The organism is Streptomyces sp. NPDC051020 (assembly GCF_040683105.1).
Classification (GTDB): Bacteria; Actinomycetota; Actinomycetes; order Streptomycetales; family Streptomycetaceae; genus Streptomyces.
Genome location: NZ_JBFBCG010000002.1, coordinates 96,299 through 109,277, shown reverse-complemented (window position 1 = coordinate 109,277; position 12,979 = coordinate 96,299). Strand labels below are relative to the sequence as shown.

8 protein-coding genes are annotated in these 12,979 nt (G+C 68.3%); 3 read left to right on the top strand and 5 right to left on the bottom strand.

Annotated features, from left to right (window positions below; genetic code table 11):
• Nucleotides 1-22: 22 nt before the first annotated feature.
• The 5 genes from AB0N06_RS01670 to AB0N06_RS01650 all read right to left on the bottom strand — a co-directional run bounded on the left by AB0N06_RS01670 (nucleotide 23) and on the right by AB0N06_RS01650 (nucleotide 6,106).
• A complete protein-coding gene (locus AB0N06_RS01670; RefSeq protein ID WP_037700470.1) occupies nucleotides 23-694 on the bottom strand; it encodes a FadR/GntR family transcriptional regulator in 672 nt (223 codons plus the stop codon).
• Nucleotides 695-1,117: 423 nt separating this feature from the next.
• The gene (locus AB0N06_RS01665) at nucleotides 1,118-2,722 is read right to left on the bottom strand and encodes a glycerol-3-phosphate dehydrogenase/oxidase (protein ID WP_366132775.1); all 1,605 of its coding nucleotides are present in this window, start codon (nucleotides 2,720-2,722) and stop codon (nucleotides 1,118-1,120) included.
• A 5-nt stretch (nucleotides 2,723-2,727) separates the two neighbouring features.
• On the bottom strand, nucleotides 2,728-4,263 hold the full coding sequence (glpK, locus tag AB0N06_RS01660) for a glycerol kinase GlpK (protein ID WP_366132774.1): 1,536 nt from the start codon (nucleotides 4,261-4,263) through the stop codon (nucleotides 2,728-2,730).
• Nucleotides 4,264-4,318: 55 nt separating this feature from the next.
• Complete coding sequence (locus AB0N06_RS01655) at nucleotides 4,319-5,110, bottom strand: MIP/aquaporin family protein (RefSeq protein WP_366132773.1); 792 nt, start codon at nucleotides 5,108-5,110, stop codon at nucleotides 4,319-4,321.
• Nucleotides 5,111-5,341: 231 nt separating this feature from the next.
• A complete protein-coding gene (locus tag AB0N06_RS01650) occupies nucleotides 5,342-6,106 on the bottom strand; it encodes an IclR family transcriptional regulator (protein ID WP_358862677.1) in 765 nt (254 codons plus the stop codon).
• A gap of 239 nt (nucleotides 6,107-6,345) precedes the next feature.
• Between AB0N06_RS01650 and metH the strand changes: the two genes are divergently transcribed.
• The 3 genes from metH to AB0N06_RS01635 all read left to right on the top strand — a co-directional run bounded on the left by metH (nucleotide 6,346) and on the right by AB0N06_RS01635 (nucleotide 12,848).
• The gene (gene metH, locus AB0N06_RS01645) at nucleotides 6,346-9,858 is read left to right on the top strand and encodes a methionine synthase (protein WP_366132772.1); all 3,513 of its coding nucleotides are present in this window, start codon (nucleotides 6,346-6,348) and stop codon (nucleotides 9,856-9,858) included.
• 343 nt (nucleotides 9,859-10,201) lie between these two features.
• A complete protein-coding gene (locus AB0N06_RS01640) occupies nucleotides 10,202-10,903 on the top strand; it encodes an HAD family phosphatase (protein ID WP_366132771.1) in 702 nt (233 codons plus the stop codon).
• Between the two features lie 343 nt (nucleotides 10,904-11,246).
• Complete coding sequence (locus AB0N06_RS01635) at nucleotides 11,247-12,848, top strand: ABC transporter substrate-binding protein (RefSeq protein ID WP_366132770.1); 1,602 nt, start codon at nucleotides 11,247-11,249, stop codon at nucleotides 12,846-12,848.
• The last annotated feature ends 131 nt before the right edge of the window (nucleotides 12,849-12,979 follow it).

The window sequence follows — 12,979 nt, the reverse complement described above, 5'->3', positions numbered from 1 at the left end:
CGCGCACCGGCCCGCACGCATGTCACAGCGTCGACCTCAGCCACTGCTCCACGCTCGCCACATGAACGGTTGCCCAGGCCCGCGCAGCCTCCGCGTCCCGGTCCCGCAGCGCCGACACGATCGCCCGGTGCTCGTGCAGCGTCCGGCTGACCGCGTCCTCCTGCGTCAGTCCGCGCCAGACACGGGCCCGCGTCGTCGGCCCGGAGAGACCGTCGAGCAGCGAGCAGAGCACCGAATTACCGGATGACTGCACGATGCCGCGGTGGAACTCCAGGTCGCAGGCGACCAGCTCCTCCACCGACGGCTGCGCGCCCAGCGCGTCCAGCTGGGAGCTCAGCACATCCAGCTGCGCCTCGCTGATCCGCGTCGCCGCCATCGCCGTCGCTGCGGGCTCCAGGATCCGGCGGACCGCCAGGAATTCCAGCACCGTGTCGTCACGGTGGAAGTCCACGACGAAACTCAGCGCCTCCAGCAGCAGCTGCGGGTCGAGGCTGGTGACGTACGTGCCGTCGCCCTGCCGGACGTCGAGGATGCGGATCAGCGACAGGGCGCGGACGGCCTCCCGCAGAGAGTTGCGGGAGAGCCCGAGCTCCGCCGCGAGTTCGCTCTCCTTGGGCAGCCGGTCGCCTGGCCGCAGCGCACCCGAGACGATCATTCCCTTGATCTTCTCGATCGCCTCGTCGGTGACAGCCATGACGGTCCTCCTGGATTCGGACGGGATCAGACCCCGGCACAAGACATCCGATGTATCCCTTCATTATGGGGGTCGGATCAGATGGAAGAACCCCGTCTTCCAGAGGAGTTGATCGATCGCTCCGTTCCAGAGCGTCGAGGCGGCCTCGTGCCGTACCACGGGAGCGACTTCCTCCGCGAAGCGCTGCAGCGTCTCGATCTGTTCGGGGTGGCTCGGCCCGAACCCACTCGATGCGGTAGGGCACGTCCACCGGCCGCCCCAGGCCACAGCGGGTATGCGGGCGGGGGCGGCTCCCCCCGTGGGAACCGCCCCCGCCCGTGCGTGCCTCAGCCCTTGCCGGTGCCGGTCAGCCCGAGGGCGTGTTTCGAAAGTCCCGTCTGCCAGGCGGCGTATGGGCGGACGACGCTCCTTTCGACACACGCCCTAGTCGGCCAGCATTGCCTCGACCCTGGTCCGGATCTCGTCCGTGGCCAGGCCCCGGATCGTCAGCGTCGTGCGGCGGCGCAGCACGTCGTCGGCCGTCTCCGCCCACTCGTGGTCACGCGCGTAGACGACCTGTGCCCAGATCTCCGGCGCGTCCGGGTGGATGCGCTCGGCCAGCGCCGGGTTCTCGTTCGCCAGCCGCGCGATGTCGAAGGAGAGCGAGCCGTAGTGCGTGGCCAGGTGCCGGGCGGTGTCGGCGGACATCCGCGGTCCGGGCGTGCCGCCGTCGATCAGCAGCCGGTGCGCGACCGCGTTCGGGTTGGCGATACCGGGCAGCGGGAGCTTCTTCGGCAGCTGCGACATGGGCTCCATGTCATCGGCCAGCGGGTGCCCGGGAAGCGAGGCCAGCTTATTCATCACCGTACGGCCGATGTGGCGGAAGGTCGTCCACTTGCCGCCCGCGACCGAGAGCATCCCGCCGCGGCCCTCCGTCACGACGGTCTCGCGCTTGGCCTTGGAGGTGTCGCCGGGACCGCCGGGCAGCACCCGCAGACCCGCGAAGGAATACGTGATCAGATCGCGGGACAGCTGCTGGTCCTTGATCGAGAACGCCGCCTCGTCGAGGATCTGCGCGGTGTCCTTCTCGGTGACCGCGACATCCGCCGGATCGCCCTCGTACTCCTCGTCCGTCGTGCCGAGCAGCAGCATGTCCTCCCACGGCAGGGCGAACGTGATGCGGTACTTGTCGATCGGAGTGGCCAGCGCGGCCTTCCAGGGGCGGGTTCGCTTCAGCACGAGGTGCGCGCCCTTGGACAGGCGTATCGAAGGTGCCGCGTTCGGGTCCTCCATCTTCCGCAGGTGGTCGACCCACGGGCCGGTGGCGTTCAGCACCAGCCGGGCGGTGACGCCGAACTCCGTGCCGTCCGTACGGTCCTCGAGGTCGGCACCCGTCACCCGCCCCTTGGTGAACCGCAGCCCGGTGACCGCGGCGTGGTTGAGGACGACCGCACCCGCGTCGACGGCCGCGCGGACCGTCATCAGCGCCATCCGGGCGTCGTTCATCTGGTCGTCGCCGTAGACCGCGACGGCCTTCAGATTGTCCGTGCGCAGCTCCGGCACATCGCGCTGCGCCTTCGCCGGGCCGATCACATGGCCGACGCCGTCACCGAACGCGGACAGCGCCGAGTACGCGAACACACCCGCGCCGAGCTTGGCCGCGCCGTGCGGGCCGCCCTTGTAGACCGGCAGGTAAAAGGTGAGCGGATTGGCCAGGTGCGGAGCCACCTGGCGGGACACCGCACGGCGCTCGAAGTGGTTCTCCGCCACCAGCTTCACCGCGCCGGTCTGCAGGTAGCGCAGACCGCCGTGGAGCAGCTTGGAGGAGGCGGAGGAGGTGGCGCCGGCGAAGTCGCCGGCGTCCACCAGGGCCACCCGCAGCCCGGACTGCGCGGCGTGCCAGGCGGTGGAGATGCCCAGGATTCCGCCACCGATCACCAGGAGGTCGTACGTCGCCTTGGAGAGCTGCTCCCGAGTCTCGGCGCGGCTCGGAAGGGAGCCGGAAGCCGGATGCGTCCCGAGTGCCGGGACGCTCTGCAGGGTGGTCATGTCGATTACTCCTCGCCAGTGTTGTCGTCGAGCCAGCCCATGGAACGCTCCACGGCCTTGAGCCAGCTCTTGTACTCACGTTCGCGGGTGTCCGCGTCCATGCGGGGGGTCCACTCGGCGGCCCGGCGCCAGTTGGCACGCAGCGCGTCGGTGTCCGGCCAGAAGCCGACGGCGAGACCGGCGGCGTAGGCGGCGCCGAGGCAGGTCGTCTCGGCGACCATGGGCCGCACCACGGGCGCGTCCAGGAAGTCGGCGAGCGTCTGCATCAGCAAGTTGTTGGAGGTCATACCGCCGTCGACCTTGAGGGCTGCCAGCTCGACGCCGGAGTCCTTGGTCATGGCGTCGGTGATCTCGCGGGTCTGCCAGGCGGTGGCCTCGAGGACGGCACGGGCGATGTGCGCCTTGGTGACGTACCTGGTGAGTCCGGCGATGACACCGCGGGCGTCGGAGCGCCAGTACGGGGCGAAGAGACCGGAGAAGGCGGGCACGAAGTACGCGCCGCCGTTGTCCTCGACCGACGAGGCCAGCGTCTCGATCTCGGCGGCGGACTTGATCAGACCCATCTGGTCGCGCATCCACTGCACGAGCGAACCGGTGACGGCGATGGAGCCTTCCAGGGCGTAGACCGGCTTCTGGTCGCCGATCCGGTAGCCGACGGTCGTCAGCAGTCCGTTGTACGAGTTGACGGGCGTCTCGCCGGTGTTCATCAGCATGAAGGTGCCCGTGCCGTACGTGGACTTGGCCTCGCCCTCGGAGAAGCAGGTCTGGCCGAAGAGGGCCGCCTGCTGGTCGCCGAGCGCGGACGCGACCGGGACTCCGGCCAGGATGCCGACCTTGGCGAGGCCGTACACCTCGGCGGAGGACCGGATCTCCGGCAGCACGGTGGCGGGGATCTCCATCGACTGGAGGATCCGCTGGTCCCATGCCAAATCGCGCAGGTTCATCAGGAGGGTGCGCGAGGCGTTGGTGACGTCGGTGACGTGCACGCCGCCGTCGGCACCGCCGGTCAGGTTCCAGATGACCCAGGAGTCCATGGTGCCGAAGAGGATGTCGCCGCGCTCGGCGCGCTCGCGCAGTCCCTCGACGTTGTCGAGTAGCCAGCGGACCTTGGGTCCGGAGAAGTACGAGGCGAGCGGCAGCCCGGTCTCGCGCCGGAACCGGTCCTGGCCGACATTGCGGCCGAGCTCCTTGCAGAGCACGTCGGTGCGGGTGTCCTGCCAGACGATCGCGTTGTGGACGGGCTCACCGGTGTTCTTGTCCCAGAGGACCGTGGTCTCGCGCTGGTTGGTGATGCCGATCGCCTTGACGTCGGCGGCGCTGATGCCCGCCTTGACGATGGCGCCGGCGACGACCTCCTGGACGTTCTCCCAGATCTCGGTCGCGTTGTGCTCGACCCAGCCGGGCTTCGGGAAGATCTGCTCGTGCTCCTTCTGGTCGACGGAGACGATCCGGCCGTCCTTGTCGAAGACGATGCAGCGGCTGGAGGTGGTGCCCTGGTCGATGGCCGCGATGAACGGGCCGGTGGTGTGTGCGTCGGTCACGGTGTGCTCCTGGAGGTCTGTGAGATCTGAGGGTTACGGCTCTGAGCTCTACGGATCACGCGAAGGCGACGTTGTAGAGCCCGCCCGCGATCGCACCGCCGATGAGGGGGCCGACGACCGGGACCCAGGCGTAGCCCCAGTCGGAGCCGCCCTTGTTCGGCAGCGGCAGCAGCGCGTGCACGATACGCGGCCCGAGGTCGCGAACCGGGTTGATTGCGTAACCGGTCGGGCCGCCGAGCGAGAGACCGATGGCGACGATGACCAGGGAGGTGATCAGCGCGCCGAGCGTGCCGAGGCCGTCACCGTTGTTGTTCAGACCCTGCGTGAGGATCGCCAGGACGAGCACGACGGTGGCGATGACTTCGGTGATCACGTTCTGGACGGCGTTCCGGATCTCCGGCCCCGTCGAGAAGATGCCCAGCACCGGGCCGGCCTTCGGGGCGGCGGCCTGGTCGACCATGCCCTCTTCACTCGGCTGGCTGTACAGGGTCGCCGGGTCGGTCAGATGGGCCCGGAACTGCCCGTAGTACGTCAGCCAGACCAGCACCGCGCCGATCATCGCGCCGAGCAGCTGGGAGCCGATGTACAGCGGTACGTCGCTCCACGGGGTGCTGCCCTTGATCGCAAGGCCGATGGTGACCGCGGGGTTGAGGTGTGCCCCCGACACCCCGCCGGCCAGATACGCGGCGGTCAGCACCGCGAAGCCCCACCCGAAGGTGATGGCGAGCCAGCCGGCGTTCTGTGCCTTGGAGTGCTTGAGCGTGACGGCGGCACAGACACCGCCGCCGAGCAGGATGAGTACGGCGGTACCGATGGTCTCGCCGATAAAGATGTCGGAGTTGGACACCCGTGACTCCTTTGTCCTTCGTCCAGGGAAGCCGAACCCCGGGTCCCTCCGGTGGTCCGTGCCCTCAGATGAGAGCCTGACCGGCCCTTGGCACTGTCACACCTTAGCGTGTATTGCCGTTAGGTGTTCGACAATGCCGACCGATGAACGGCAGTGTTTCCCCCGGGTGAATGAAGCGTCAAGAGTTCCTGGGTCCTTGATCCGATCGTTACCGATGATCCGCCGGTAACTTCAGAAGCGCCCGGCGCCGAGGTCCCGGGAAACCGCCCGGGCGCAGTCCCGTACTGCCGCGACCAACTCCGGACGGAGCTCGCCCCCGGAGCAGACGCGTTCCACCGCTCCGGTCACGGCAACCGCGCCGACCGGCATCCGGCGCCGGTCGTGGATCGGTGCGGCCACCGCGGCCACCCCCTCCCACGTCTCCTCCACGTCGTCCGCCCAGCCGCGCGCCCGGGTCAGCGAGAGCACCGACTCGAACTCCTCCAGGTCGGTGACGGTGCGTGGGGTGAAAGGTTGCCGCTCGGCCTCGACCGCCTCGGTGTGCGCCACCGGGTCGTACGCCGCGAGCACCTTGCCCAGCGCGGTGGAGTGCAGCGGCTGCATGGCGCCGACCTCCAGGACCTGTCTGCTGTCGTCGGGGCGGAAGACGTGGTGCACGATCAGGACGCCCTGCTGGTGCAGGACCCCCAGGTGGGCACTCTCGCCGCTGGAGCGGGCCAGGTCGTCCGTCCAGACCAGGGCGCGCGCCCGCAGCTCGTGGACGTCCAGATAGCTGTTGCCCAGGCGCAGCAGCTCGGCGCCCAGCTGGTAGCGCCCCGAAGCCGTGTCCTGCTCCACGAAGCCCTCGTGCTGCAGCGTGCGCAGAATGCCGTGCGCGGTGCCCTTGGCCAGGCCCAGGGAAGAGGCGATGTCGGACAGTCCCAGCCGTCGTTCGCCGCCCGCCAGCAGACGCAGCATCGCCGCCGCCCGTTCGAGCGACTGGATGTTCTTGGCCATGGCGCCGTACTCCTCCACTATGGTTCGACAATGCTGAACACTATCGGTCGATGCCGACCATTGCTCGGTCGTCCGGCGATCCTGCTCCGCCGCGCCGCCCCGGACATTCCCCCGCACAGCATGCCGTCCGTTCCGTGGGACACAGTGACGGCCGAAGGCGGCGCCCGGCTACCCTGACGGGGTGCGGCTTCCACCGAAGCCGCAAAGCCGACAGCCGTCGCATCCCTGGGAGTACATCCATGGCCCCGTCGCCGACCCCTTCCGCCGACAGCCGGAACCGAGCCGAAGCCCTCCGTGAGGCACTCGCCACCCGTGTGGTGGTGGCCGACGGTGCCATGGGCACCATGCTCCAGGCGCAGGACCCCACCCTTGAGGACTTCCAGCACCTCGAGGGCTGCAACGAGATCCTCAACGTCACCCGCCCGGACATCGTGCGCTCGGTGCACGAGGAGTACTTCGCGGTCGGCGTGGACTGCGTCGAGACGAACACCTTCGGTGCCAACGCCTCCGCCCTGGGCGAGTACGACATTCCCGGGCGCATCCATGAACTGTCCGAGTCCGGCGCGCGCATCGCCCGCGAGGTGGCCGACGAGTTCACTGCCTCCACCGGGCAGCAGCGCTGGGTGCTCGGCTCCATGGGCCCCGGCACCAAGCTGCCGACGCTGGGCCACGCGCCGTACACCGTGCTCCGCGACGGTTTTCAGCAGAACGCCGAAGGACTGATCGCCGGCGGCGCGGACGCGCTCATCGTCGAGACGACGCAGGATCTCCTCCAGACCAAGGCCGCGGTACTGGGTGCGCGGCGGGCGCTGGAGGCGTTGGGCAGCGACCTCCCGCTGCTGTGCTCGCTGGCGTTCGAGACGACCGGCACCATGCTGCTCGGCTCGGAGATCGGCGCCGCGCTGACCGCGCTCGAACCGCTCGGCGTCGACATGATCGGCTTGAACTGCTCGACCGGCCCGGCGGAGATGAGCGAGCACTTGCGCTACCTCACGCGCCACTCCCGCATCCCCTTGCTCTGCATGCCCAACGCCGGACTGCCGGTGCTCACCAAGGACGGCGCGCACTTCCCGCTCGGCCCCGAAGGACTGGCCGACGCCCAGGAGACGTTCGTCCAGGAGTACGGCCTCTCGCTGGTCGGCGGCTGCTGCGGTACGACTCCGGAGCACCTGCGCCAGGTCGTCGAACGCGTCCGCGGCGCCGCCCTCACCCCGCGCGACCCGCGTCCCGAGCCCGGCGCCGCCTCGCTGTACCAGACCGTCCCGTTCCGCCAGGACACCTCGTACCTCGCCATCGGCGAGCGTACGAACGCCAACGGATCCAAGAAGTTCCGCGAGGCCATGCTGGAGGCCCGCTGGGACGACTGCGTGGAGATGGCGCGCGACCAGATCCGGGAGGGCGCGCACATGCTCGACCTCTGCGTCGACTACGTCGGCCGGGACGGTGTCGCGGACATGGAGGAACTGGCCGCACGCTTCGCCACCGCCTCCACGCTCCCGATCGTGCTCGACTCCACCGAACTGCCGGTCCTGCGGGCCGGTCTGGAGAAGCTCGGCGGCCGGGCGGTCCTCAATTCCGTCAACTACGAGGACGGCGACGGACCCGAGTCGCGCTTCGCCAAGGTCACGCGACTGGCCGCCGAGCACGGTGCCGCGCTGATCGCTCTCACGATCGACGAGGAGGGCCAGGCCCGCACCGTCGAGCACAAGGTCGCCGTCGCCGAGCGGCTGATCGAGGACCTGACCGGCAACTGGGGTATCCACAAGTCGGACATCCTCGTCGACACACTGACCTTCACCATCTGCACCGGGCAGGAGGAGTCCCGCAAGGACGGCGTCGCCACCATCGGCGCCATCCGCGAACTGAAGCGGCGCCATCCCGAGGTTCAGACCACACTCGGCCTGTCGAACATCTCCTTCGGTCTCAACCCGGCCGCCCGGGTCGTCCTGAACTCTGTCTTCCTCGACGAATGCGTCAAGGCCGGCCTCGACTCCGCCATCGTGCACGCCTCGAAGATCCTGCCGATCGCGCGCCTGGAGGAGGAGCAGGTCAAGGTCGCACTCGACCTCATCTACGACCGCCGCGCCGAAGGCTACGACCCGTTGCAGCGGCTCATGGAGCTCTTCGAGGGCGTCAACATGAAGTCGATGAAGGCCGGCAAGGCCGAGGAGCTCCTCGCGCTGCCGCTCGACGAGCGCCTCCAGCGCCGCATCATCGACGGCGAGAAGAACGGCCTGGAGACCGACCTCGACGAGGCACTGCAGACCCGTCCGGCTCTCGACATCGTCAACGACACGCTGCTCGAAGGCATGAAGGTCGTCGGTGAACTGTTCGGCTCCGGTCAGATGCAGCTGCCGTTCGTGCTCCAGTCCGCCGAGGTCATGAAGTCCGCCGTGGCCTACCTGGAACCGCACATGGAGAAGTCCGACGCGGAGGGCAAGGGCACGATCGTGCTGGCCACCGTCCGCGGCGACGTCCATGACATCGGCAAGAACCTCGTCGACATCATCCTGTCCAACAACGGCTTCAACGTCGTCAACATCGGCATCAAGCAGCCGGTCTCCGCGATCCTGGAAGCCGCGGAGGAGCACCGCGCCGATGTCATCGGGATGTCCGGCCTCTTGGTGAAGTCCACCGTGATCATGAAGGAGAACCTGGAGGAGCTGAACCAGCGCAAGCTGGCCGCCGAATATCCGGTGATCCTCGGCGGCGCGGCTCTCACCAGGGCCTATGTCGAGCAGGATCTCCACGAGATCTATGAGGGCGAGGTCCGCTACGCCCGCGACGCGTTCGAGGGACTGCGCCTGATGGACTCCCTGGTCGCGGTCAAGCGCGGCGTCCCCGGCGCCGCCCTCCCCGAGCTCAAGCAGCGCCGCGTCCCCAGGCGGGAGACCGCCGTACTGGAGGTCGAGGAGCCCGAGGACGGCGTACGGTCCGATGTCGCCACCGACAATCGGGTCCCCGAACCGCCGTTCTGGGGCACCCGTGTCATCAAGGGCATCCAGCTCAAGGAATACGCCTCCTGGCTCGACGAGGGTGCGCTCTTCAAGGGCCAGTGGGGCCTCAAGCAGGCTCGCGCCGGCGACGGACCGACGTACCAGGAGCTCGTGGAGACCGAGGGCCGCCCGCACCTGCGCGGCTGGCTCGACAAGCTGCACACGGAGAATCTGCTGGAAGCCGCCGTGGTCTACGGCTACTTCCCGTGCGTGTCCAAGGGTGACGACCTGATCCTGCTGCACGAGGACGGTTCCGAGCGCACCCGCTTCACCTTCCCGCGCCAGCGCCGCGGCCGCCGTCTCTGCCTCGCGGACTTCTTTCGCCCGGAGGAGTCCGGTGAGACGGACGTGATCGGCCTCCAGGTCGTCACCGTCGGCTCGAAGATCGGCGGCGAGACCGCCAAGCTCTTCGAGGCCAATTCCTACCGTGACTACCTGGAGCTGCACGGTCTCTCCGTCCAGCTCGCCGAAGCCCTCGCCGAGTACTGGCACGCCCGGGTCCGTTCCGAGCTCGGTTTCGGCGGCGAGGACCCGGCCGCAGTCGAGGACATGTTCGCGCTGAAGTACCGCGGCGCACGCTTCTCCCTCGGCTACGGGGCCTGCCCCGACCTGGAGGACCGGGCGAAGATCGCCGACCTGCTGCAGCCCGAGCGGATCGGTGTCCACCTCTCCGAGGAGTTCCAGCTCCACCCGGAGCAGTCCACGGACGCGATCGTCATCCATCACCCGGAGGCGAAGTACTTCAACGCGCGGTAAGACCGACCGGCACATGGGGGGCGGCGTCACGGGGCTGGGGCACGCACCTCGCGGCGTTGTCGTCCTTCACCATGGCTCCTTCCCCAAGCTCTCGGCTTCGCTCGAGCAGGGGAGACCCCATCTGGCTCAGTCCTCCGCCTTGCGATGCACGCACCCCAGCCCCGCTCCTTCACCCACCCCCCATGTGCCGGCCGGTCTCAGACCGACCGGCACGGTCGATCTCAGGAAATGTCCGACGCGCCGTAGCGGGACGAGTCGTACACTGGTCGGTCCGGTGCAGGCCGGCCGCCTTTCCCCTGGAAAAGGCGGCCGGCCTTCTCGTCCCTGTTGGAAGGTGTGCCGCATGACCAGCACGGTCCCCGCGTCCTTGATCCGTACGGCTGAAGGCGCCGCCCTGCAGGCAGTCTTCCTGGACATGGACGGCACCCTGGTCGATACCGAGGGTTTCTGGTGGGAGGCCGAGGTGGCGGTCTTCGCCGACCTCGGGTACCGGCTGGACGAGGCGTGGAAGAACGTGGTCGTCGGTGGTCCGATGACCCGCAGCGCCGGGTATCTCATTGATGCCACCGGTGCGGACATCACCCTCCCGGAGCTCACCGTGCTGCTCAACGACCGCTTCGAGGAGCGCATCGACCGCGGTGTGCCACTGATGCCGGGCGCCGCGCGGCTGCTCGCCGAACTGGTGACGCACGAGGTCCCGACCGCCCTGGTCTCCGCCTCGCACCGGCGCATCATCGACCGGGTGCTGGACTCGGTCGGCCACCACCACTTCTCGCTCACCGTCGCAGGTGACGAGGTCGCCCGGACGAAGCCGCACCCGGAGCCCTACCTCACCGCCGCCTCCGGCTTCGGGGCAGCCCCCGAGCGCTGTGCGGTCATCGAGGACACCGCGACCGGTGTCGCCGCGGCAGAGGCAGCCGGCTGCTGGGTCGTCGCCGTACCCTCCGTCGCACCGATCGCGCCCGCATCGGGCCGGGCCGTGGTGGGCTCCCTCGAAGAAGTCGATCTCGCATTTCTCCGCGGCCTGGTCACGGGAACGCATTGATCCCCGTACCGAGAGTATTTCTGTGAATGAACAGAAAAGCTCTCGGCATCGCCGTGTGTGCGTTTCGTCATGCATGCGTAGGGAAAAGTCGGGTGCATGCCAAGGCGGAGAATGGCCCAGAGGTGAGCTTTGTCACCTCGAAGACCCGTGGTCAGGTTCGTTTTGATCCGCCCCACTGCCCCGATTCGTGGAGTCCTGTAGGGAACCTTCCCCGCCCGGGAAATCAGTTCGGCGACAATTCTCATCACCATTCGATGGCGCGTGGGGCGCCGCCGGTCAGGGATTACCGGCGGCGCCCACTAATGTCGTTTTCTCAATGGCCGGATGAGGGAGAACGTCCAAGATGAACCGCAAGACTCTGGTGCTGCCGGCCGTCGTCGGCCTGCTCGCCCCCGGACTCGCCGCCTGCGGCGCGACGGACGGCGGGAGCGATGGCAATGCCGCCATCGTTGTCGGCACCACGGACCAGTTCGTCGCCACCGAGGACAACCCCGCGCCGCTCGACCCCGCCATCGGCTACGAAGCAGGCGTCTGGAACGTCCTGCGGCAGACCGTGCAGACGCTGACCCACGTCCCGCGCGGCGGCGGCGAGCCCGTCCCCGAGGCCGCCGAGAGCTGTACGTTCACTGACCGGCAGAACGAGAGCTACCGCTGCAGGCTGCGCAGCGGTCTCACCTTCGCGAGCGGCGTGCCCGTCACCGCCGAGGACGTCAAGTACTCCATCAACCGGGTCATCGGCATCGACTCCGACAACGGACCCGTCAGCCTGCTCGCCAACATCGACACGATCGAGACGCCTGACGACAACGAAGTCATCTTCCACCTGAAGACGCCGGACGCGACCTTCCCCTACAAGCTCGCCACCCCGGCCGCCGGCATCGTGCCGAAGAGCAAGTACCCGGCGAAGTCCCCGCGTGACGGCTTCCAGGTCGACGGCTCGGGCCCCTACACGATGAAGCCGGAAGTCAGGAACAACCGGGTCGACAAGGTCGTCTTCACCAGGAACCCGAAGTACAAGGGCGATCTGAAGATCCTCAACGACAAGGTCGAGCTCGACCTCTTCCCCGACGCCACGGCGATGGGCAAGGCACTCGACGACAAGAAGATCGACATGATGACCCGCACCATGTCGCCCGGCCAGGCCAAGCAGATGCTGGAGAAGCCGAAGGACGGCATCAAACTCACCGAGATGCCCGGCCTCGCCATCAGCTACCTGGGCTTCGACACCACCGACCCCGCGGTGAAGAACAAGGCCGTCCGCCAGGCCATCGCCCAGGTCATCGACCGCGGCCAGATCGCCGGCCAGGTCTACGGCACCACCGCCGAGCCGCTCTACTCGCTGATCCCGTCCAGCATCACCGGGCACACCAACTCGTTCTACAACAAGTACGGCGAGCCCAGCACCGGCAAGGCCGCCGCCCTTCTGCGGGCCGCCGGCATCGAGACCCCGGTGAAGTTCACCCTGCACTACACGACCGACTACTACGGTCCGGCCACCGCCGACGAGTTCAAGACGCTGAAGAAGCAGCTGAACGACACCGGGCTGTTCGACGTCACCACCCGGGGCACCCCCTGGGCGAAGTACCGAGTGGCACAGAAGCGCGGCGACTACGCCGTCTACGGCCTGGGCTGGCTCCCTGACTTCCCGGACCCGGACAACTACACGGCGCCGTTCCTCGACAAGGACAACTTCCTCAACTCGCCCTACAAGTCCGCGCTGGCCCAGAACACGCTGATCCCGCAGTCCCGCCGCGCCGCCGACCGCGCCGCCGCCTCCAAGACCTTCCAGAAGCTCCAGGACCTCGTCGCCACCGACGTTCCTGTGCTCCCGGTCTGGCAGGGAAAGCAGTACATTGCCTCCCGCGACGGCCTCACCGGCGTCGAGTGGTCGGTCAACTCCTCCGCCGACCTCCAGTTCTGGGAGCTGGGCCGCAGCACCGCCTGAGAGGCTGTCGAGCTACCTTCGATCGGGAAGCGGGCGGGGTGTCTGGTGCGTGCGATCCCAAGGCGCCGGAAGGTCCTCGGATGGGGCCTCCCCTGCTCGAACGAAGCTGAGAGCTTGGGGAAGGAGCTACT